The organism is Caulobacter sp. GW821-FHT11E11 (assembly GCF_058808315.1).
In genome coordinates, this window is sequence record NZ_JBXARO010000003.1 from 362,080 (window position 1) to 383,475 (window position 21,396).

At 67.0% G+C, this 21,396-nt stretch carries 16 protein-coding genes; 9 read left to right on the forward strand and 7 right to left on the reverse strand.

The genetic code is table 11. The annotated features are described in order from the left end of the window. Nucleotides 1–29: 29 nt before the first annotated feature. A complete protein-coding gene (locus AC1RR5_RS08980; protein ID WP_492920971.1) occupies nucleotides 30–1,187 on the reverse strand; it encodes a glycoside hydrolase family 88/105 protein in 1,158 nt (385 codons plus the stop codon). A gap of 189 nt (nucleotides 1,188–1,376) precedes the next feature. Between AC1RR5_RS08980 and AC1RR5_RS08985 the strand changes: the two genes are divergently transcribed. Continuing rightward, entirely contained in the window at nucleotides 1,377–2,648 is a 1,272-nt protein-coding gene (locus AC1RR5_RS08985) for an alginate lyase family protein (RefSeq protein WP_492920972.1), read from the forward strand. 68 nt (nucleotides 2,649–2,716) lie between these two features. Further along, entirely contained in the window at nucleotides 2,717–3,385 is a 669-nt protein-coding gene (locus AC1RR5_RS08990; protein ID WP_492920973.1) for a dihydrofolate reductase family protein, read from the forward strand. On the opposite strand, the gene AC1RR5_RS08995 is transcribed toward AC1RR5_RS08990, so the two are convergent. After that, complete coding sequence (locus tag AC1RR5_RS08995) at nucleotides 3,382–4,143, reverse strand: FadR/GntR family transcriptional regulator (RefSeq protein ID WP_492920974.1); 762 nt, start codon at nucleotides 4,141–4,143, stop codon at nucleotides 3,382–3,384. The genes AC1RR5_RS08990 and AC1RR5_RS08995 overlap by 4 nt on opposite strands. Nucleotides 4,144–4,314: 171 nt before the next feature. Here AC1RR5_RS08995 and manD point away from each other — a divergent pair, with 171 nt between their 5' ends. The 7 genes from manD to AC1RR5_RS09030 all read left to right on the forward strand — a co-directional run bounded on the left by manD (nucleotide 4,315) and on the right by AC1RR5_RS09030 (nucleotide 12,535). Further along, nucleotides 4,315–5,526 (forward strand): D-mannonate dehydratase ManD, encoded by a 1,212-nt coding sequence (manD, locus tag AC1RR5_RS09000; RefSeq protein ID WP_492920975.1) that lies wholly within the window; start codon nucleotides 4,315–4,317, stop codon nucleotides 5,524–5,526. Between the two features lie 73 nt (nucleotides 5,527–5,599). After that, a complete protein-coding gene (locus AC1RR5_RS09005; protein WP_492920976.1) occupies nucleotides 5,600–7,441 on the forward strand; it encodes a hypothetical protein in 1,842 nt (613 codons plus the stop codon). 332 nt (nucleotides 7,442–7,773) lie between these two features. Beyond that, nucleotides 7,774–8,028: a hypothetical protein gene (locus AC1RR5_RS09010; protein ID WP_492920977.1), complete on the forward strand. Its 255-nt coding sequence runs from the start codon at nucleotides 7,774–7,776 to the stop codon at nucleotides 8,026–8,028. Between the two features lie 30 nt (nucleotides 8,029–8,058). Beyond that, complete coding sequence (locus AC1RR5_RS09015) at nucleotides 8,059–8,547, forward strand: low affinity iron permease family protein (RefSeq protein WP_492920978.1); 489 nt, start codon at nucleotides 8,059–8,061, stop codon at nucleotides 8,545–8,547. A 151-nt stretch (nucleotides 8,548–8,698) separates the two neighbouring features. Further along, nucleotides 8,699–9,934, forward strand: a complete 1,236-nt coding sequence (locus AC1RR5_RS09020) for an MFS transporter (RefSeq protein ID WP_492921333.1) — start codon at nucleotides 8,699–8,701, stop codon at nucleotides 9,932–9,934. Further along, nucleotides 9,931–11,559, forward strand: coding sequence for a glycoside hydrolase family 43 protein (locus AC1RR5_RS09025; RefSeq protein ID WP_492920979.1), 1,629 nt, complete (start codon nucleotides 9,931–9,933; stop codon nucleotides 11,557–11,559). The genes AC1RR5_RS09020 and AC1RR5_RS09025 overlap by 4 nt, the downstream gene beginning before the upstream one ends. 79 nt (nucleotides 11,560–11,638) lie before the next feature. After that, nucleotides 11,639–12,535 carry a TauD/TfdA dioxygenase family protein gene (locus tag AC1RR5_RS09030; protein ID WP_492920980.1) on the forward strand — a complete coding sequence of 299 codons (897 nt, stop codon included), beginning with the start codon at nucleotides 11,639–11,641 and terminating at the stop codon, nucleotides 12,533–12,535. Here AC1RR5_RS09030 and AC1RR5_RS09035 read toward each other — a convergent pair. The 5 genes from AC1RR5_RS09035 to AC1RR5_RS09055 all read right to left on the reverse strand — a co-directional run bounded on the left by AC1RR5_RS09035 (nucleotide 12,532) and on the right by AC1RR5_RS09055 (nucleotide 21,159). Next, nucleotides 12,532–12,657, reverse strand: a complete 126-nt coding sequence (locus AC1RR5_RS09035) for a hypothetical protein (protein WP_492920982.1) — start codon at nucleotides 12,655–12,657, stop codon at nucleotides 12,532–12,534. The two genes, AC1RR5_RS09030 and AC1RR5_RS09035, sit on opposite strands and share 4 nt — an antisense overlap. 283 nt (nucleotides 12,658–12,940) lie before the next feature. Next, nucleotides 12,941–14,233 (reverse strand): MFS transporter, encoded by a 1,293-nt coding sequence (locus AC1RR5_RS09040; protein WP_492920984.1) that lies wholly within the window; start codon nucleotides 14,231–14,233, stop codon nucleotides 12,941–12,943. Beyond that, the gene (locus AC1RR5_RS09045) at nucleotides 14,230–16,527 is read right to left on the reverse strand and encodes a glycoside hydrolase family 3 N-terminal domain-containing protein (RefSeq protein ID WP_492920986.1); all 2,298 of its coding nucleotides are present in this window, start codon (nucleotides 16,525–16,527) and stop codon (nucleotides 14,230–14,232) included. Before AC1RR5_RS09045 ends, AC1RR5_RS09040 begins: the two co-directional genes overlap by 4 nt. A 133-nt stretch (nucleotides 16,528–16,660) precedes the next feature. Continuing rightward, nucleotides 16,661–18,520, reverse strand: coding sequence for a glycoside hydrolase family 2 protein (locus tag AC1RR5_RS09050; RefSeq protein WP_492920988.1), 1,860 nt, complete (start codon nucleotides 18,518–18,520; stop codon nucleotides 16,661–16,663). 137 nt (nucleotides 18,521–18,657) lie between these two features. Continuing rightward, nucleotides 18,658–21,159, reverse strand: a complete 2,502-nt coding sequence (locus AC1RR5_RS09055; protein ID WP_492920990.1) for a TonB-dependent receptor — start codon at nucleotides 21,157–21,159, stop codon at nucleotides 18,658–18,660. Between the last annotated feature and the right edge of the window lie 237 nt (nucleotides 21,160–21,396).

Sequence of the window (21,396 nt, forward strand, 5' to 3'; positions counted from 1 at the left end):
AAACCACGCATGACGATGCGCGCGCGGGCCTAGAAACGGCCGCGCGAGACCTCTGACGCGGCCAGCAGGAAGGCCCCGGATCCGTAGAGTTGGGTGTCGCCGGCCTCGACATGGTCGGGCGCGTAGCCGACCTGCTGCACCCAGCCCAGCTTGCCGTCCGGCTGCACCGCGCGGGCCAGGGCCGACCAGCCCAGCCGCGCCGAGCGGGCGTATTTCGGATCCTTCAGCAGGCCCTGGTTCACGCCCCAGGCCAGGCCATAGACGAAGAAGCCGGTGCCGCTGCTTTCGGGTGGGCTGTGCTCGGGCGCCAGCAGCGACACCGACCAGTAGCCGTCGGGCTTCTGCAGCGCGACCAGCCGGGCCGACATCTTGCGGAACAGGGCGACGTAGCGCGGCCGCTCGGGATGGTTGGCGGGCAGGGCCTTCAGGATGTTGACGATGCCGGCATAGGCCCAGCCGTTGCCGCGGCTCCAGAAGATCTTGCGGCCCTGGTCGTCGCGGCGGTCGAAATAGCGGCTGTCGCGGAAATAGAGGCTCTCGTCCTTGTCCAGCAGGTAGTCGGTGCTGGCCCAGAACTCCTTGGCCCCGTAGGCGGCGTAGCGCGGGTCCCTGGTCGCCGCCGACAGGGCCGTCCAGGTTGGTGGAGCCATGAACAGCGCGTCGCTCCAGCACCAGCGGGCCTGGCAGGGCTGCTGCTCGGTCCCGTCGATGAACTTGAGGTCCGCCTTGGGTGGATCGGCCAGGATGGCGTCGAAGCGGGCCTTCACCGGCGCGATTTCAGCAGGGTTGTGGTCGCGGGCGTAGAACCACAGCCAGGCCTGGGCGATCACGTGGTCGTCGGCGTGCAGCGGGCGCTTGCCCAGGCCCCAGCCTTCTTCCTCGCCATGGTTCCAGATCGCGCCCGCATAGGTCAGGTCGCCGGTCCGCTCGGCGAAGGCGCTCAGGCCGACATAGAAGGCCCCCTGGATCCAGCCGCGCGGGTTCTGCGTGCCGGGCTTGTGGGTCTTCACATAGTCGAACTGGCCGTCCATGCGCCACAGCTGCCAGTCGGCGACGGCGCGGCCCAGGGTCAGGGCGGAAGAGGGCAGGTCGATGGTCGCGGGCGGCGCTGATGGCGCAGGCGCGGCGAGGGCGCTGGACGTGCTGAAAGCCAGGCAGGCCAAGGCGGCGGCGACCATAGCGCGCATCGTAGTCTCCCCTCGAAGTTCGTTTTCCGCGCCTCTCGCGGGCGCTGTCGATCATCGGAGGTTGTCTTACCGATCCGGCCAAGGCCAGACAATTTTCGCGGAATAGGGCTTACCAATCTGGTCAGGCCAATCCTTGCGCCCGGGAACGACCACGCTAAGGTGCGCGCCCTAGTTCCCACGGAGGGGCCCATGATTTCCGCTTCGATCCGCGCCTTGGCGCTCGCCGCCGGCCTGGCCACCACGCTGGTCGCCGCCCCGGCGCTGGCCGCGCCCGGCGCCGTGTGCAAGGCCGACGACGGCTACGCCGCCGCCTTCGATGGTCGCCGCACCTTCCGCTGGAAACCGCAGTGGCTGCAGGCCGCCAAGGCCAACCTCGCCGACCCCGCCCTGGCCCCAGCCTACCAGGCCCTGATCGCCCGCGCCGACAAGGCGCTGGCCGGCCCCGCCTTTGCCGTCACCGAAAAGACCCGCACCCCGCCCAGCGGCGACAAGCACGACTACATCTCGATGGGCCCGTACTGGTGGCCCGATCCCGCCAAGCCGAACGGCGAGCCCTACATCCGCAAGGACGGCGAGGTGAACCCCGAGCGCAACACCGAGGCCTTCGACGCCGGGCGCATGGACGCCATGAGCAATGCGGTCGAGGCCCTGTCGCTGGCCTACTACTTCACCGGCAAGGCCGAGTACGCGACCAAGGCCGCCCAACTGCTGCGTGTCTGGTTCCTGGACCCGGCGACGCGGATGAACCCGTCGATGACCTATGCCCAGGGCGTGCCCGGTCGCACGCTGGGCCGCGCCGAGGGCGTGCTGGACACCTTCCGCCTGCTGCGGGTGGTCGAGTCGATCGGCGTCCTGGCCCCGGCCAAGACGCTGACCGCCGCAGAACAGAAGGGCCTAGAGGCCTGGTTCGGCGACTACGCCCGCTGGATGCAGACAGCCCCGACCGGCAAGGAAGAGCGCGCGGCCAAGAACAACCACGGCATCTGGTACGATTACCAGCTGGCCACCTTCGCCCTGTTCGCCCGCCAGCCGGACCTGGCCAAGGACGTGCTGGCCAGCGTCGGCAAGGGTCGCATCGACCCGCAGGTCGAGGCCGACGGCAAGCTGCCCGAGGAGCTCGCGCGCACCCGGGGGCTGCACTACAGCTACTTCGCCCTGGAGCCGCTGGTCGGCATGGCCGAGCTGGGTCCCTGCGTCGGCGTCGACCTATGGGGCTATACGGGACCGAAGGGGCAGGGGATCCGCGCCGCCTTCGGCTACCTGGCCCAGTTCGTCGGCAACGAGGCGGCCTTCCCCTACAAGGAATTCAAGCCCGAGGGCGCGACCCGCGAGGCCCTGGATCTCTACGACCTGGCCGCCTGGGCCTACGGCGACGCGGGCTTGGCGGCCAAGGCCGACCAGATCGCGAGGCAGGTCCCGGCGCCGCAGAGCCGCCTGACGGTCGCGCCGTACAAGAAATAAAGTTCGGAGCGGCTGTCGGGAGCGCCGGCGGCCCCTCGTTCCTTGGGTGTCACTCAGGGAGAACAGACATGAGAAAGCTGATCGTCGCCGCCTTCGTCAGTCTGGACGGCGTCATGCAGGCGCCGGGTGGTCCGACCGAGGATCCGACCGGCGGCTTCGCGCTGGGCGGCTGGACCGCCCCGCTGTTCGACGAGGAAACCGGCCAGGCGATTGGCGGGATGTTCGATCGACCGTTCGACCTGGTGCTGGGCCGCAAGACCTACGAGATCTTCGCCGCCCACTGGCCGTTCGTTGAGGTGGGCGACCCGATCGGCTCGGTGTTCGACAAGGCGACCAAGTTCGTCGCCACCCGCGATCCCGGCTTCAAGCTGACCTGGCAGAACAGCCGCTGGCTGGGCGTCGATCCGGTCGTTGAGTTGAAGCGTGTGAAGGCCGGCGAGGGCCCCGACCTGCTGACCCAAGGCTCGGCCGACTTCCTGCAGGCTCTGTTCGCCAGTGACCTGGTCGACGAGCTGCACACCCTGACCTTCCCGGTCGTGCTGGGGCAAGGCAAGCGGCTGTTCCAGGGCGGTGCGGCTTCCCGCGCGTTCCGCCTGATGGACAGCAAGGCTTCACCCTCGGGCGTAGTCGTCAGCCGCTATGCGCGGGCAGGCGCGGTCGAGACTGGCTCTTTCGCCCTGGCCGAGCCGAGCGCGCTGGAACTGGAGCGTCAGAAGAAGATGGCGATTGAGGGCTAGATCGCCGAGCGGCGGGCCAGCTCGGTCCGCCGCGCGGCGACCTCGTTGCGCGCCTGCTCCAGGGCGTCGATCTCGGTCGCCGTCAGCAGGTTGTCGATCACCCGGCCCAGGTGTTCGCGCATGGCGTTGCGGGCGCCGGCGGGGTTGCGTTCGCGCAGGGCCATCAGGATCTCCTGGTGGTCGTCGATGCGGGGGCGCACGCCGACCTGGCGGGCGCGTTCCAGCATGGCGCGGCACAGCGGGGACTTGTAGCGCAGGTCCCACAGGTTCTCGACGACGGTGACCAGGGCGCTGTTGCGGCTGGCGCGGGCGATGGTCACGTGGAAACGGCGGTCGGCGCGATCGCCCTTCACGTTGTTGTCGTTCTCCACGACCATGTCGTCGAGGATGCCGGCCAGCTCGGCCAGTTCGTCCTCGGTGATGGTGGCGGCGGCCAGGGCGGCGACTTCGCCCTCGATCAGGCGGCGGGCCTCGGTCAGCTCGAAGGCGCCGATGTCGAGGTCGGGCTCGGGGCTCTCGGGGCGCGGGGCCTCGGTGACATAGACGCCCGAGCCGTGGCGGGCCTCGACCAGGCCGCGGATTTCGAGAGCGATCATCGCCTCGCGCACGGTGGGGCGGCTGACCTTGTAGTCTTCAGCCAGATCGCGTTCCGACGGCAGCCGCTGGCCAGGACGGTGCACGCCATCCCGAATCGCGCCGGCGATCGAGTTGGCGACCTGTTGGTAAAGCTTGCGGGTTTCGGCCGTCGTCGTGGTCATCGTCTACTATCCATCCGACGCTGCGTCGGGCTCCGCGCAGCCTATTGCAAGGGCTGCGACGGCGCTACAGCGCACACATTCGACCTAAGTGGCAAGACCACTAGCATCTTGCCACATATGTCTGTAGAAGTGGTCAGGCCACTTTACGGTTCCGCTTAGCTCATTAGGTCCATGCTTAAGATCATCGACGCGAAGGTCATCGTCACCTGCCCCGGCCGCAATTTCGTGACTCTGAAGATCACGACCGAGGACGGCACCACCGGCGTCGGCGACGCGACCCTGAACGGCCGCGAACTGGCAGTGGTCAGTTATCTGAAAGATCACATGATTCCGTGCCTGATCGGTCGCGACGCGCACCAGATCGAGGACACCTGGCAGTTCTTCTATCGCGGTTCGTACTGGCGTGGCGGCCCCGTGGGCATGAGCGCCCTGGCCGCCGTCGACATGGCGCTGTGGGACATCAAGGCCAAGGTCGCCAACCTGCCGCTGTACCAGCTGCTGGGCGGCGCCAGCCGGGTCGGCGTCACCGTCTATGGCCACGCCAACGGCGAGACCATCGAGGACACCATCGCCGAGGCCGTGAAGTACAAGGCCATGGGCTACAAGGCCATCCGCCTGCAGACCGGCGTGCCTGGCCTGGCCAGCACCTACGGCGTCTCGGGCGACAAGATGTTCTACGAGCCGGCCGACGGGAACTTGCCGACTGAGAACGTCTGGTCGACCTCCAAGTACCTGGCCCACGCCCCGCAGCTGTTCGCCAAGGCGCGTGAAGTGCTGGGCTGGGACGTGCACCTGCTGCACGATGTCCACCACCGCCTGACCCCGATCGAGGCCGCGCGCCTGGGCAAGGATCTGGAGCCCTATCGCCTGTTCTGGCTGGAGGACTCGGTCCCCGCCGAGAACCAGGCCGGCTTCCGCCTGATCCGCCAGCACACCACCACGCCGCTGGCGGTGGGCGAGATCTTCTCGAATATCTGGGACTGCAAGACCCTGATCGAGGAGCAGCTGATCGACTATCTGCGCGCCACGGTCCTGCACGCCGGCGGCATCACCAACCTGAAGAAGATCGCCGCCTTCGCCGACCTGCACCACGTCAAGACCGGCTGCCACGGCGCCACCGACCTGTCGCCGGTGACCATGGCCGCGGCCCTGCATCTGGGCATGGCGATCCCCAACTTCGGCCTGCAGGAATATATGCGCCACACGCCGGAGACGGACGCCGTCTTCCCGCATGCCTACACCTTCAAGGACGGCATGCTGCATCCGGGCGACAAGCCGGGCCTGGGCGTCGACATCGACGAAGCGCTGGCCTCGAAGCACGAGTACAGGCGCGCCTACCTGCCGGTGAACCGCCTGGAAGACGGGACGATGTTCAACTGGTAAAGCCAAATTGGCTTGACAACTCCTCGTCGGCGGCAAGATTGGTCATGCCAAATTTGCCGCCGACGAGCTATCGATGCGACTGCGTACTGCCCTGTTCCTGACGGCCTTGGCCTTCGCTACGCCCGTCGCCGCACAGCGCGGTCCGATCTATGCCGGCGCGGTCGCGCCGATGAACCAGACGGTGGAGCAGCGGCTGCTGCCCCAGACCGCCGTCCTGCTGCACAAGCTGCTGGCCGAAAAGCGCGACATGACCCTGGACGGGGTCAAGGTGTTCGAGGCCGACGACAAGTTCCTGCCCGGCAAGATCGCCATCGGCCTGGCCTATCTGATCGTCGACACGCCGAGCACCGATCCCAAGTTCGCCGAATATCTGGCCGCCTATCGCCAGATCGCCGACATGACCGTCGACGATACGAACGACACCTGGGGCATCTACTACTACTGCCAGGCGCTGCTGATGCTGAAGGAGGCCAGGCTGCTGGAGCAGGCGGTCTCGCCGGAAGCCCTGGCCAAGCTGAAGGCCAAGCTGGACTGGCGCCGCTTCGTGCGCACCGACGACCTGACCCTGATCAACCTGCCCAACAACTATTACGGCGTCGCCTTCAGCGTGGCGCGGCTGCGCTATCGCCTGGGCTGGGAGGACGCCTCGGCCAGCGAGGCCCTGTTGGGCAAGACCCTGGACCACTACCGCAAATATTCCGGCGAATACGGCTTCGCCGACGAGACCGACGGTGAGGGGCGCTTCGACCGCTATTCCGTCCTGCTGATCGGCGAGATCAGCCACCGCCTGATCGAGGCCGGCATGCCCGCCACGCCGGAGGTGCGCCAGTGGCTGCGCCGCTCGGTCGACCTGATGCTGCCGCGCCTGAACCTGCGCGGCGAGGGCTTCGAATATGGCCGCAGTATCGGGACCTATGGCGAGACGGCCTTCCTGGAAGTGCTGACCGCCGCGGCCAAGCTGGATGTGCTGGCGCCGGAAGAGAAGGTCATGGGCTACGCGTTCTCATCGCGCGTCGCTGCCCGCTACATGGACTTCTGGTTCGACCCGAAGATGGGCTCGGTGAACCTGTGGGATCACGGCCGGCGCACGGACGCCTATCGCGGCAAGCACCGGATCCTGGGCGAGAACCTCAGCTTGGGCCGGCAGTACATCTATACCAGCGCGATCTGGAACGAGCTGGGCTTCAAGGACAAGGCGCCCGATCCTGGCTATGCAGCGTGGCTGGACAGGCTGCCCAAGCGCACGGTGACCTGGTTCGCCCGGGGCAAGAACGACCGGCTCGTGGTGACGATCCGCGACAAAGGCCGTGTCATCGGCCTGCCGATCATCAATGGCGGCGACGGCCAGCACCAGAACACGCCCTACTATCCGATCCCGTTCTCGCCGGGGATGCTGCAAGGCGTGGCGGACGCGACGTTCCCGCAGCTGTTGCCGCGCATCACCCTGGCCGATGGGGCTCAACTGGCGCCGCTGGCCTATGCGGCTCATGTGAAGGTGGCCGAGCAAGGCGCGCGCACCACCGTGACCTATGACCAGGACCAGCTGGACCGTCTGGGCGGCAAGGCCCCGGTCGCCGACGATCGCTTCAGCGTCCAGACGACCTATGTCCTGGAGCCCGGCCGCATCCGCCGCACGGATGTCTTCACGCCCAAGGCTGGTGTGGCCGTGAAGGCCGTGGACCTGGCCTTCGCCAGCTTCTCGGGCAAGGCGACGACCAAGGGCGGAACGACCACGTTCGCGACCGGTGACGTCACCAGCTTCAAGGTCGAAGGCCTGACCTGCTCGACGCGGGCCCTGGCCGACGACAAAGCCTACCGCGCGCCGACCGGGGCGATGTCCGCGCTGACCAGCTGCACCGGAGCGGAAGGCGCAGGTGGGCCGATCACGATCAGCTGGACGATGTCCTACAAGTAGACGACGTGATGACCAGGGTCGCGAATTCCAGTCACGTAGAAAACAACAGTTTTCACAAAACTCTGTCGCATAGGTGACGTAGAAATATTTTTACACCACGGGCGCCACAATGCTGTCCGTTCATGATGTATTTCCATGGTTTATGAGCGTATCTGGCAATGAATGTCGAGTTTACGACTAACATTTGTTGAAATGAGCGCTGCTATTTATTCGCCATCCCCGAATTGGGGTGTTAGCGTCTAGCTATCATCGGCATCATTCTTCGAGCGCCGATGACTGAGAGATGGAGCCTCGGCTCTTGCTCCCGCTCGATGGGCGGAGCTTTGAAACAGATGGCGACTTACCTGTTCTACCCTCGACGCGCCGATGGCGTGTCCCTGACCTTCATCGCTGAGTTCGCTCAGGACGATCTCGACGCCCTGGAATTGGCGGCCGAGGTCGCTGCGGCGCACGAATGCGTCAGCGTCTTCGTGTGGGAGCCCGCGGCCGCGCCCGAGGGCAAAGACCGCTTTGTGGGTGAAGTGGGCCGCCAAGGCGGTGAAGCGCTGCGTGAGAAAGCGTCCGCTGGAGCTTCCATCCCGGCCTAGGCGTTATCAGGCGACCTTAGGGAGTCGCCCGTGGACAAGCTGTTCGCCAAGTTCGCCAATGTCACCGCCAGGGTGACGGGCAGTCCGCCCACTTTCCTGGTGTGCGTCGCCCTGGTGCTGATCTGGGCGGTGACCGGGCCGCTCTTCAAGTTCTCCGAGACCTGGCAGCTGGTGATCAACACCGGCACGACCATCGTCACCTTCCTGATGGTGTTCCTGATCCAGAACACCCAGAACCGAGACGGCATCGCGCTGCAGACCAAGCTGGACGAGCTGATCCGCGCCACCACCGACGCCGAGAACCAGTTCATGGGCATCGAGAAGCTCACCGACAAGGAGCTCGAAGCCCTGCACGCCCACTGCAAGGCGCGGGCGGACCTCAGCGTGAAGGCGCTGCAGCGCGCGGCAGCTGAAAAGGACGCGCGCGCGGCCAAGTCGAAGAAGGCCGCGAAAGCGCCTTCGGCGCGTTCGCAAGCCGCCCGGCGAGCCAAGGCGCTGCGCGCAGGTCACCCAAACTAGGCTTGTCAACATCAGACCTTCGTAGGGTGGACGTCTGACCTCATCGGCGATAGCGGTAACATCCAACGGGCCCCGACCAAGGACGTCCGACGGGGGAGTGTCCGTCTTGCCGAAGCTGAGAGCGCTGCGTTGGTGGATCATCGGCCTGGTGATGCTGGGCGCGATCGTCAACTACCTGACCCGCTCCACCATGGGCGTGGCCGCGCCGACGGTCCTCAAGGACCTCGACATCTCGGTGAAGGAATATTCCTGGATCACCAGCGCCTTCCAGATCGGCATCATGATGCAGCCGGTCTGTGGCTATGTGCTGGACACCCTGGGCCTGCGGACCGGTTTCGCCGTCTTCGCCGCCGCCTGGTCGCTGGTCGCCATGGCCCACGGCCTGGCCAATAACTGGCAGGCCTTCGCTTTCCTGCGCGGCTTTCTGGGTCTGGCCGAGGGCTCGGCCCAGCCGGCGGGCATGAAGACCGTCGCCACCTGGTTCCCGGCCAAGGAGCGGGGCTTCGCGGGCGGAGTCTTCAACATCGGTTCGTCGATCGGCTCGATGCTAGCGCCGCCGCTGGTGGTGTGGGCCGTGCTGACCTGGAACTGGCGCGCCGCCTTCGTCCTGACCGGGGTCCTGGGCCTCTTTTGGGTGGTGCTGTGGCTGTTCTTCTACCGCTCGCCCGACCAGCACCCGTCGATGACCGACGAGGAGCGCGAGCGCATCGCCGCCGGCCAGGAAGCCCACCTGACCGATGCGGGGACAAAGCCCTCGGTCATCTCGATCCTGAAGCAGAAGCAGTTCTGGGGCATTGCCCTGCCGCGCTTTCTTGCGGATCCCACCTGGGGGACGCTGTCGTTCTGGGTGCCGCTGTACCTGTCCCAGACGCGCGGCTTTGACCTCAAGCAGATCGCCATGTTCGCCTGGCTGCCGTTCGTGGCCGCGGATCTCGGCTGCATGTTCGGACCGGTCATTGCCCACGTCCTGCAAAAGCGCGGCGTGTCGCTGATCAACGCCCGCCGCTGGGCCGTCACGGTGGGCGCGGCGATGATGACCGGCATGATGTTCGTCGGCCGCGTCGAGAGCCCCTATGCCGCCATCGCGCTGCTGTGCCTGGGCGGCTTCGCGCACCAGACCCTGTCGGTCACCGTCATCACCATGGCCTCGGACCTGTTCCGCCGCGACGAGGTCGCCACGGTGGCGGGCCTGGCGGGCATGATGGGCAATCTGGGCGTCCTGCTGTTCTCGCTGCTGATCGGCGGGCTGGTGACGACGATCGGCTATGATCCGTTCTTCGTCGCCCTGGGCGTGCTGGACATCCTGGGCGCCATCATCCTTTGGACCTTCGTCAAGGACCGCATCGGGCCCAAGGCCGAGCCGGTCAGTCAGCTTCCTGCCGCATGAGTACGCCTGTGATCCGCAACCCCATCCTGCGCGGCTTCAATCCCGATCCGTCGATCGTGCGGGTCGGCGAGGATTACTACATCGCCGTCTCGACCTTCGAGTGGTTCCCGGGCGTGCAGATCCACCACTCGCGCGACCTCAAGAACTGGCGCCTGCTGAGCCGGCCGCTGACCCGCGCCAGCCAGCTGAACATGCTGGGCGATCCCGACGGCTGCGGCCTGTGGGCCCCGTGCCTGACCCATGCCGACGGCAAGTTCTGGCTGATCTATACCGACGTGAAGCGTTATGGCCGCACCACGGTGGGCGGGGCCTCGGGCGCGTCGCTGCGAGACTTCCACAACTACCTGGTCACCGCCGACACGATCGACGGCGAGTGGTCCGAGCCGGTCTATCTGAACAGCTCCGGCTTCGACCCGTCGCTGTTCCATGACGACGATGGTCGCAAGTGGCTGGTCAACCAACTGTGGGATCACCGGCCGGGCAAGAACCGCTTCGCCGGCATCGTCCTGCAGGAATACGCGGCCGCCGAAGGCAAGCTGGCCGGCGAGCGCAAGGTGATCTTCGAGGGCACGGCCATCGGCCTGACCGAGGCCCCGCACCTCTACAAGCGCGACGGCTGGTACTATCTGGTCACCGCCGAGGGCGGCACCGGCTGGGGCCACGCCATGACCATGGCCCGCTCGCGCAGCATCGACGGGCCGTACGACCTGCACCCCGACACCTATGTCATCACCGCCCGCGACCGGCCGCACGCGCCGCTGCAACGCGCCGGCCACGCCGACATGGTCGAGACCGCCGACGGCCAGACCTACGCCGTCTATCTGTGCGGCCGTCCGCTGCCCAATCGCGGCCGCTGCACCCTGGGCCGCGAGACGGCGATCCAGAAGCTGGTCTGGGGCGAGGACGGCTGGCCCCGCACCCTGGACGGCTCCGGCGACCCGACGCTGGAGACGCCCGCGCCCGACCTGCCCGAGCAGCCCTGGCCCGCCGCGCCGGTGCGTGCGGACTTCGACGGTCCTGACCTGCCGATCGACTTCCAGTGGCTGCGCACGCCCTATCCGGACGAGATCTTCAGCCTGACCGCCAAGCCAGGGTCCTTGCGCCTGTACGGGCGGGAAACCGTGGGCAGCGTCTTCCGCCAGGCCCTGGTCGCCCGTCGCCAGCAGGCGCACTGCTATTCGGCCGCCACGGTGCTGGATTTCGAGCCGGCGCACTACCAGCAGGCCGCCGGGCTGATCTGCTACTACAACGGCGCCAAGTTCCACTATCTGCACGTCAGCCACGATGAGGATGCGGGCAAGCACCTGCGGGTCATGACCTGCACGCCCGACAGCCCGTCGGCCGACAGCTTCACCGCCCCGATCCCGCTGGCTGCCGGCCCGGTCGAGCTGCGGGTCGAGGTCGATCTGGAGCGCCTGCGGTTCGGCTTCCGGCAAGGGGCGGGGGACTGGGCCTGGCTGCCCGAAGTGTTCGACGCCTCGATCTTGTCGGACGAGGCCACCGTTCCCGGCGCGCCGGGCTTCACCGGCGCCTTCGTCGGCATGGCCTGCCAGGACACCTCGGGCATGGCCGCGCCGGCCGACTTCGACTGGTTCGAGTACGAGGAGCGGGAATACCGAACTTAGATTATCTGGATTGAGTGATCGGCGTTCAGTCGTAAGGTTCGTTCCATGAGGCCGCCGCAGACGGCCCAGGGAGACCGCCATGAACGCCCCTGTTTCGATTTCCGAACACGACGCCGTCGACTATGCCGGCCTGACCGTCACGCCCTCGGGCCCGGTGCTGGGCGCCGAGATCTCCGGCCTGGACCTGACCCAGGAGCTCAAGCCCGAGATCGTCGCGGCCATCCGCGCGGCCCTGCTGCGCCACAAGGTGGTGTTCTTCCGCGACCAGGACATCAGCTACGAGGACCACGTCCGCTTCGGCCGTCATTTCGGCGACCTGGAGGGCCATCCGGTCACCGCCCACGTGCCGGGCTTCCCGGAGATCCTGCACATCGAAGCCGCCGACGGCATGAAGCTGCGCGAGGAGATCGTCCCGATCGTCCGCGCCGCCAACAAGTGGCACACCGACGTCACCTTCCGCGAAGCCCCCTCGATGGGCGGCGTGCTGCGCATGCGGCACATGCCGCCGCTGGGCGGGGACACCCTGTTCGCCGACACGGCCGCCATCTATCGCGACATCCCGCAGAAGCTGAAGGACCAGCTCGAGACCCTGACGGCCGAGCACGACATCATCCAGAGCTACGGCTATCGCGTCGACGAGGCCAAGCGGCAGGAGTTGCGGGCGGCCTATCCCCCGATGGTCCATCCGGTGGTGCGCACGCACCCGGAGACCGGCGAGAAGCACCTCTTCGTCAACAAGGTCTTCACGACGCGGATCCTCGGTTTGCCTGAGGACGAGGGCAAGACGCTGCTGAATGATCTGCTGGATCGGGTGAAGTCGCCCGAATATCAGGTCCGCTTCCGCTGGACCCCGAACGCCATCGTGTTCTGGGACAATCGCGCTACGCAGCACTACGCGATCTTGGACTACTGGCCCCAGGAGCGGATCGTCGAGCGGGTGACGATCAAGGGCGATAAGCCTTTTCTAGCGGCTTAGAGCGCCAGGCGGGCGGCCTCGATCAGGGCGATCCAAAGCGTCAGCGTGGCCGTCAGCGGCAGCACGCGACGCTCAAGCGTGGCGCGGGCGTCGAAGCTGTAGGCGGCGGTGCTGGACGGCATGGCGAGCTTCCGGTTCGTAGTCGTTTCGCAAATTGCGCGATTTAATCGCGCGCTGGGTTTTTGGTTGGCTTTGCCTGTTCGCGGGACGGATCCCAGGGAAGGCTTGAGCATGACCGGGAAAACAAACCGGCTGGTCTTGCCACATCGGGCCCGGCCAGCCGGCTTAAGCACAAAAAGGTGTCGGACGCGGTGGGGTGCGCCGAGTGATCTGACCATCGTCGAGTCTTCGACCTATGGCAACGCTCCACTCTGTCGCACTCCTGCGACAAACCGGCGCAGAGCTTTAGCCGGCTTGGGTTTGCGGTGTCCCGACAACGGGTTTCAGCACCCGGAAGGCGACGAAGACCATGACGCCGGTGACGGTCAGGCAAGCGGCCAGGAACAGCATGGGCGCCAGGTTGTTGCCCGTCCGGTCGCGGATGATCGGCACCACGTTCTGGGCGACGAAGCCGCCCAGGTTGCCGACCGCGTTGATCGCCGCGATCCCGGCCGCGGCGCGGGCCCCCGACAGGAAGGTCGGCGGCAGGCTCCAGAAGCCCGGCTGGCCGGCGAAGATGGCCGGGGCGGCGACGCACAGCAGGGCGAACTTGGCCCAGGTTCCGGGCACGATCACGCTGGCCACCAGGGCGACAGCGGCGATCAGCGGCGGGCCGGCGACGTGCCAGACGGTAAAGCCACGGCGGGCCGCGTGGCGCGGGACCAGCCACAGCGCCGCGCCGACCAGGATCCAGGGAATGATGTTGATCAGGCCGTTCATGGTGTTGGACACGCCGAACGCCTTCACGATCGTCGGCAGCCAGTAGCTGAGGCCATAGGCCCCCAGCGGCATGCCGATATACAGCGCCGCCAGCAGCAGCACGCGCGGGTCCAGGATGGCCTTCCAGGCTCCGGCGTGGCTGATCTCCGCGCCGCCGTTCTCGGCCTTCAGGGTTTCCGCCAACCAGGCCTTCTGCTCGGGCTCGAGCCACGGGGCATGCTCGGGGCCGTTGGGCAGCTTCCAGAGGACGTAGGGGGTCATCAGCACGGCCGGCGCGCCGGTGGCCAGGAACACCCACTGCCAGCCGGCCAGGCCGCCCACGCCGTGCAGGTCCAGCAGCGCCCCGCCGACCATGGCCCCGACGGCGTTGGCGAGCGCCGAGGCGACCATGAACAGGCCGACCATCCGCGCCCGGTGGGCCTGCGGGAACCACAGGGTCAGGACGTACAGCACGCCGGGGAAGAAGCCGGCCTCGGTCACCCCCAGCAGGAAGCGCAGGATGTAGAACATCGTGGCGTTCTGGGTGAAGCCCAGCGCCAGGGTGACGAGACCCCAGGTGAACATGATCCGCGCGAACCAGACCCGCGCGCCCACCCGGGCCAGGATCAGGTTGGACGGCGCCTCGAACAGGAAGTAGCCGATGAAGAACAGGCTGGCGCCCAGGCCGTAGGCGGCCTCGGACAGGCCCAGGGCCTGGACCATCTCCAGCTTGGCGTACGAGACGTTCTGCCGGTCGATGTAGGCGATCAAGTACATGACGCAGAACAGCGGCATCAGCCGCGCGGTGACCCGGCGGACGGTGGGGGCTTCCAGGCTCATGCGATGTTCACCGGGGTCAGGAGGGCGGCGGCGGGCGTGTCGCTCCAGCCGTCGGACGTGATGGCGAAGGCCGCGCGCGCCCGGATGTCGTCGGACGAAGCGCCGACCATCAGCTCGATCTGGCCCTTCTGGATCCGCCACTTGCCGGCCTCCCAGAAGGCGCACTGACGGGCCGAGAGCTTGAAGGTCACCTTCTTGGTCTCACCGGGCTTCAACGCCAGGCGCTGGAAGCCGCGCAGTTCCTTCACCGGCCGAGCGACAGCGGCGACGGGGTCGCGCATGTACAGCTGCACCACCTCGTCGGCGGCGACCTTGCCGGTGTTGGTGACCGCCACGGTGACGGCGACCGTTCCGGCGGGGCCGATCTCGGCCGTGTCCAGGGTCAGATCCGAATAGCCGAAGGTCGCGTAGCTGAGCCCGTGGCCGAACGGATAGACCGGGCCGACATCGACGTCGTGATAGCGGGCGGTGTCCTTGGCCAGGTCGGGATCGGCGGGACGGCCGGTGGGGTAGTGAGCATAGGTCTCGGGCAGGGCGCCCGACGCGCGCGGCAGGCCCATCGGCAGGCGACCGGCGGGCGAGGTCTCGCCCAGCAGGATGTCGGCCAGGGCCGGCCCGCTCTCCACGCCCAGCAGCCAGGTCATCAGCGAGGCCGGCGCCTTGGCCAGCAGGTCGGGAATGGCCAGCGGACGGCCGCCCATGACGATCAGCACCACGGGCTTGCCGGTCGCCAGCACGGCGTCGGCCAGGGCCTTCTGGCCGCCGGGCAGGGACAGGTCCGAACGGCTGCGGGACTCGGCGCTGTGGTCGAAATCCTCGCCGACCACCAGCAGGGTGACGTCCGCTGCTTGGGCCGCCGCGACGGCCGCCGCCACGCCCGAGAGGTCGTCGCTGCGCGGCGCCGCGCCGGGGACGAAGGTGACGCCGGGCAGGCGGGTCTTCAGCGCCGCGACCAGGGTGACCGCGTCGGCTTCCTCGCCGGGCGCCTTCCACGAGCCGATGGCGCTGCGGGCGTCGTCGGCCAGGGCCCCGACCACGGCGACCTTGGCGGTCTTGGCCAGCGGGAGGAGGGCGCCATCGTTCTTCAGCAGCACGACCGACTTACGGGCGGCGTCGCGGGCGATGGTGCGGTGCGGGGCGGAGACCATCACGGTCTTCTCGCGCGCTACGTCGCCGAAGCGGTAGGGATCGTCGAACAGTCCCAACCGCGCCTTGGTCAGCAGGATGTGGCCCACGGCCTGGTCGATCAGCGGCAGAAGCGAGGCGTCCTCGGCGACGGCGGCCTTCAGGTGCGTGGCGTAGACGCCGCCGGCCATGTCCATGTCGACGCCGGCCTTCAGGGCCAGTGCGGCGGCCTGGGCCGGGGTCTCCGCGATGCCGTGGGACACCAGTTCGGCGATGGCGTTCCAGTCGCTGACCACGATGCCGTCGAAGCCCCACTTCTCCCGAAGGTGGCCGCGCACCAGGGCGGCGTTGGCGGTGGTGGGCACGCCGCCGATGTCGTTGAAGGCGGTCATGAAACTGCCCGCGCCCGCCGTCTTGCCGGCCTCGAACGCCGGCAGGATCACCTCGTTCAGCGTCCGCTCCGACAGGTCGGCGCTGTCGTAGTCGCGGCCGCCGGCGACCGCGCCATAGGCCCCGAAGTGCTTGACGCAGGCCAGCACCGTATCCTTGCCGGCCAGATCCTTGGTCTGGAAGCCCTCGGTCTGGGCCACGCTCATGACCGAGCCCAGGTAGGAGTCCTCACCCGCGCCCTCGACGACCCGGCCCCAGCGGGGGTCACGGGCGACATCGACCATCGGGGCGAAGGTCCAGTGCAGGCCCGCCACGCTGGTCTCGATCGCCGCCATGCGGGCGCAGGCGCGATAGCTGTCGGGATCGAAGGTCGCGGCCATGGCCAGCGGCACGGGGTAGAGGGTGCGGTAGCCATGGACGACGTCGATGGCGAACAGCAGCGGGATCTTCAGCCGCGACTCTTCGACGGCCACCTTCTGCAGGTCGGTCAGGAACTGGGCCCCGGCCACGTGCAGGTAGCTGCCCACGCCGCCCTTGCGGACCAGGTCCAGGGCGGCCGCGTCGATCTTGGAGTTCAGGGCCTTCTGCCGACCGCCGGCCGGCTGGTGCATCTGGCCGATCTTCTCGTCCAGGGTCATGCGGGCCAGTAGGTCCTTGACCCGCTGGGCATGAGCTTTGGTCAGGGGGACAGCGTGGCCGGGGCGGGGCGCCAGCAGCGTGGTCGCCAGGGCGAAGCCGCCCGCCATCACATCGCGTCGCGTCGTAACGACCTTCGCCATTTGGCCATCCCCGCTTGTTGGTCGCTTCTGGCGATCCTTGTCAGCCGGGATAAAGGGCGCGGGATGGGAGCGCTACCCGAAAGCATCCCCGCCCCTTGCGACTTTGGTCGTAGAGGGCGGGGCGAGAGAGAGCCTACTTCCCGGCTTCCTTGTCCTTGTAGAAGCCCTGCAGCACCCAGAAGGCCGACTTGCGGCGGCCGGTCGGCGAGACCAGGCCCTTGCGGTTCCAGCCCTGCTGATAGATCGGGTGCTGGCGGCGCGGGCTGCGGAAGTCCTTGAGGATCCACGGCGACATGCCGCGCAGGCTCGGGATCTTCGCCGCCATGGCTAGGGTCTTCTCGTAGTACTTCTTCTGGAAGTCTTCGGAGAACTTGCGCATCAGGACGGGGTCGCTGAAACCGGCCAGGGCGTCGGCGCCGAACTCCGAGAGCACCATCGGCTTGTCGGTGGCCTTCCAGGCGATGTTGGGCACATCGTCCAGGGCGTCGTTGCTGTACCAGCCGTTGTAGGTGTTGATCGACACCACATCGAGCTTGTCCGCCAGCGGATCGTTCAGGCTGGTCAGCGGGTGGCCGTCGACGGTCTTGCGCTCAGTGAGCAAGGCGGCGGTGACCAGGCGGCTGTCGTCCAAGGCGCGGACGTCGCCGACCAGCTGGTAGAGGAACGCGTTGCGGGCGTCGTCGATCGGCGTCTCGTTGGCCACGCTCCACATGACGATTGAGGCGCGGTTACGGTCGCGGCGGATGTTGTCGGCCAGCATGTCGCGCGCCAGCTTCAGGGTGCGCGGATTGCTGAAGTCGACCAGCCAGTAGACGGGGATCTCGCTCCAGACCAGCAGGCCCATCTCGTCGGCCAGGCGGGTGGTGATCTCGCTATGCGGATAGTGGGCCAGGCGCACGAAGTTGCCGTGCAGGCCGTCCTTGACCTCGGACAGCAGGGCGCGGGCCCCGGCCTCGGTGATGGTGCGGGCCGGGTTGTCGCCGAACTCTTCCTCGTGCACCGAGATGCCGCGCAGGAAGATCGGCTTGCCGTTCAACAGGATGTCGCGGCCCTTGGTCTCGATGATGCGGAAGCCGACCCGGTCGGTCAGCTTGTCATCGCCGGTCTGCACGACGACATCGTACAGCTTGGGCTTCTCGGGCGACCAGCGGACCAGGCCCTTGGGCGCGGCGGCGGAAGCAGTCAGCACGCCCTTGGCGTCGGTGCGGCCCGTGACGTCCAGGCCCAACTCCGCGACGCGGACATGGACCTCCTGGTTGGCCGCCTGGGCGCCGTCGAGAGTTACGGTGGCGGCGATCTTGCCGTCCTTGGTCAGGCGGACCCAGGCTTCGTCGATGAAGGTCCCTGGCGTAATGACCAGGCGCATCGGCCGGGTGATGCCGCCATAGTTCTCCCAGTCGGTGACAGGCGGCGGCACGCCGTCGGCCTGGGGCGTGGAGTCGACCCCGACCGTCAGCTGGTTGTTGCTGGCCCGCAGGGCGTCGGTGACCTCCAGAGAGAACGGCGTAAAGCCGCCCTCATGCTCGCCGACTGCCTTGCCGTTGAGGAACACCTTGGCGGTGTAGTTGACCGCCTCGAAGCGCAGGAAGGCACGCTGGCCGGGCTTCAGCGCCGGCGTGTCGAAGCGGCGCGTGTACCACATCAGGCCCTGGTAGTAGCGCAAGGACGGGTCATGCCCGACCCAGCCTTGCGGCAAGGTCGCGGTCGCCGCACGATCCATGTCGTACTCATAGAGCGCCGTCGGCTTAGCCTTGGTCAGGGCGTCGACATCGACGTCGTCATAACGCCGATGGCCCGCGCCAGGCGGACCCTTATGGAAGCCGGCCAGGCCGTCGCGATAGGGGTCGACCGAATAGCGCCAGGTCCCCGACAGGTCCTGGCCGTCGCGATTGTCGGCGCGGGTCAGGTTGGGGGAGGACGCCAAGGCCCCCAGCGGCGCCAGCAGGACGAACGCGCAGGCCGCGCCCGCCAGACCCTTCAAACCCATACCCATCGCGTCCTCCACTCTTGTTGGCCGCTGTTGAAGCACGGCAAGTGGTCAGGGCGCAATCTAAATTGGTCATACCACTTGGCGCAAAAGAAAGGGCGGCCCGAGATCGAGCCGCCCCAACTTCGTTCTGTGCTTGAGCCTTAGAAGCTCTTGCGGACCGTCACGCCGTAGGTGCGCGGGGCGTTCGGATAGCCGCTGTAGCTGCCGTCCTGGGCCACCGTCGGGAAGGCCGAGATCAGACTTTCGTCGTTGGTCAGGTTACGCGCCCACAGGCCGATTTCCAGCTGGCGAGGGGTGTTGATGATCCCCAGGCTGGCGTTGACGATGTTGGTGTCATAGCTGGCCAGGGCCGGGGACACCGTTTCCGTCAGCTGGACCTTGCTGCTGTGGTCGTATTCCACGCGCGCATAGCCGTTCCAGTTTTCGCTGATGTCGTGGTTGATCGTCGCCGAGGTCGAGAACGACCACTTGGCGATGCCGGCCGGAGTGTCGCCCGTCAGGTTGCGGAAGTTCGGACGACGGCCGGTGGTCGGGTCGACCGGGCAGCGGACGGTGTCGAAGGTCACGCAGGCCGCGCCGGTGAAGCTGTCGTACTTCGGATCCAGATAGGTCACCGAAGCCGCCAGGTTCAGCCATTGGACCGGACGCCAGGCGCTGTCGACTTCGAAGCCCTTCACCGACTCCTCACCCGCGTTGACCAGGCTGTAGCCGAGGCCGGTGAAGGCGTTCGACTGGAAGCCTTTGATCGACTGCTTGAACAGCGCGACGTTGGCGTAGCCGCCCGGGAAGCTGGCCTTCACGCCCAGTTCGTAGACGTCGACGTTTTCCGGTTGAGCGCTACGGCCCACGCCGTTGGCGTTCGGCGGACGGCTGTCCGACGACAGGTTGAAGGCGCCGGCCTTCCAGCCCGTGGAGTAGCTGGCATAGGCGTTGATCGCGCCGAAGTCATAGGCCGCGCGAACGGCGTAGGTGACCTTGTCGCCCTTCAGTTGACCGGACTCGTTGGCGTTCGGATAGTTGACCGGGCCGTGGGTCGGGTCGTTGCCGTAGAAGAACTGCAGGGCGCCGAGAGCGCTGTAGATGTTGCCCGGCAGGCCCAGAGCGGTGAACTGCGGCACGGCGCCCAGGTTCAGGGCCGAGAACGGGTCGTTCATGACCACGTTCGAGCGGGCCTTCTTGGTGTCGTTCATGTAGGCGAGGCCGCCGGTCAGGGTCAGCTTCTCGGTGACCTTGTAGTCGAACTGGCTGAACAGCGAGTACGAGTCCTGCTTCATCTTGTAGTAGTCGCTCAGGCCTTGGCCGGCCTGGAAGTAGGTCGAGCCGGGGCGGATCGACGGCGTCACCAGGCTCTGCAGGAACTCCAGGGCATAGATGTTCGAGCGGCCGGTCAGGGCCGGGCGCAGAGCGGCGGGCAGAGCGCCCAGCAGGGCGGCGGGAATCTGGCCGCCCAGGGCGTCGGCGAAGGCGCGGACGTCGCTGCCGTAGGTGATGGTGCGGCCGGTATCCAGCTTTTCATTCTGGTAGAAGCCGCCGATCAGCCAGTTGAACGGACCGTCGCTGTTCGACGCCAGGCGGATTTCCTGGGTGAAGGTCTTGATGGTGTTGGCCGTGCGGTTGTTGGAGATGTCCGCGCCGGTGAAGTCGATGTCCTGGAACGAGGCGTTCTTCTGGTTCCGATAGGCCGTGATCGCGGTCAGCTTGGCGATGCCGAAGTCATGATCCAGCTGGCCCGAAATGCCCTTGCCCGACAGCTTGTTGGCCGGGTCGGTGTTGAAGATGACGTCGCGGTCGAAGATCTTGGTGGTGTCGCTGATCGGCTTCTTCAGGATGCCGCCGATGGCCAGGGTGGCCGGACCGTTGAAGATCGAGGTCACGCCGCAGCACGTCTCGTTGATCTTGTTGTAGTCGGCGATGACGCGGAACGAGGTCTTGTCGGTCGGTTCCCACAGCAGGTCGCCGCGGATCGACCAGCGGTCGCGGTCGTTGACGTCGCTGCCGGTGGTCAGGTTGGTGAAGTAGCCGTCACGCTTGTTGACGCTGCCCGACAGGCGCACGGCGACGGTCTCGCTGAGCGGGCCGGTGATGGTGCCCTTGATCTGGCGGGTGTTGTAGTTGCCGTAGGTGCCTTCGACCTTACCGCCGAACTCGTACTGCGGCTTCTTGGTCACGATGCTGATCGCGCCGGCCGACACGTTCTTGCCGAACAGGGTCGATTGCGGGCCGCGCAGCACTTCGACGCGCTCGATTTCCGGAAGGTCGTCCAGGGCGGCGGCGGAACGCGAGCGATAGACGCCGTCGATGAAGATGCCGACCGAGCTTTCGATGCCGTCGTTGCCGTTGCCGTTGCCGAAGCCGCGGATGACGAAGTTCGTCTGACCGGCGGCGTTGAATTGCTGGACCTTCAGCGACGGAACGACCGATTGCAGGTCGATTAGGTCGCGGACCTGGGCGCGCTCGATCGTCTGCTGACCCGTGACGGCGACCGAGATCGGCACGTCCTGCAGGGTCTGTTCGCGCTTGGTGGCGGTGACGACGATTTCTTCGATGGAGGTGCTATCGGCCTGCGTGGTCTGTTGAGCGAAGGCCGGCGATGCGATGGCGATGGCGAGGGCGGACACCCCCAGCAGATGGACGTTTCTCATAACTAACTCCCTGTTTTTCTTTATTATCGTCCGCAAGTCTCCCCATCCCGCCTCGAGCAATCGCGGGTTTCTTTTGGGGGAGAAAGGACGTTGTGACGTAGGGGAAGGGCGACCCTGGCCGACCGGCCGGGCCGCGAAAAGCGGTCGGATGGTCCAGGCCGTGGATGAAGACGCTTTGCGTCATGTTTCCGCCCCAGCACGCTTGGCCTTGCATACCAAACGTGGCTGGCGCGATTT

Coding starts and splice junctions, on each gene's coding strand:
- AC1RR5_RS08980 (WP_492920971.1), bottom strand. CDS start 1,187: ATGCGCGCTATGGTCGCCGCCGCCTTGGCCTGCCTGGCTTTCAGCACG.
- AC1RR5_RS08985 (WP_492920972.1), top strand. CDS start 1,377: ATGATTTCCGCTTCGATCCGCGCCTTGGCGCTCGCCGCCGGCCTGGCC.
- AC1RR5_RS08990 (WP_492920973.1), top strand. CDS start 2,717: ATGAGAAAGCTGATCGTCGCCGCCTTCGTCAGTCTGGACGGCGTCATG.
- AC1RR5_RS08995 (WP_492920974.1), bottom strand. CDS start 4,143: ATGACCACGACGACGGCCGAAACCCGCAAGCTTTACCAACAGGTCGCC.
- manD (WP_492920975.1), top strand. CDS start 4,315: ATGCTTAAGATCATCGACGCGAAGGTCATCGTCACCTGCCCCGGCCGC.
- AC1RR5_RS09005 (WP_492920976.1), top strand. CDS start 5,600: ATGCGACTGCGTACTGCCCTGTTCCTGACGGCCTTGGCCTTCGCTACG.
- AC1RR5_RS09010 (WP_492920977.1), top strand. CDS start 7,774: ATGGCGACTTACCTGTTCTACCCTCGACGCGCCGATGGCGTGTCCCTG.
- AC1RR5_RS09020 (WP_492921333.1), top strand. CDS start 8,699: ATGCTGGGCGCGATCGTCAACTACCTGACCCGCTCCACCATGGGCGTG.
- AC1RR5_RS09025 (WP_492920979.1), top strand. CDS start 9,931: ATGAGTACGCCTGTGATCCGCAACCCCATCCTGCGCGGCTTCAATCCC.
- AC1RR5_RS09030 (WP_492920980.1), top strand. CDS start 11,639: ATGAACGCCCCTGTTTCGATTTCCGAACACGACGCCGTCGACTATGCC.
- AC1RR5_RS09035 (WP_492920982.1), bottom strand. CDS start 12,657: ATGCCGTCCAGCACCGCCGCCTACAGCTTCGACGCCCGCGCCACGCTT.
- AC1RR5_RS09040 (WP_492920984.1), bottom strand. CDS start 14,233: ATGAGCCTGGAAGCCCCCACCGTCCGCCGGGTCACCGCGCGGCTGATG.
- AC1RR5_RS09045 (WP_492920986.1), bottom strand. CDS start 16,527: ATGGCGAAGGTCGTTACGACGCGACGCGATGTGATGGCGGGCGGCTTC.
- AC1RR5_RS09050 (WP_492920988.1), bottom strand. CDS start 18,520: ATGGGTATGGGTTTGAAGGGTCTGGCGGGCGCGGCCTGCGCGTTCGTC.
- AC1RR5_RS09055 (WP_492920990.1), bottom strand. CDS start 21,159: ATGAGAAACGTCCATCTGCTGGGGGTGTCCGCCCTCGCCATCGCCATC.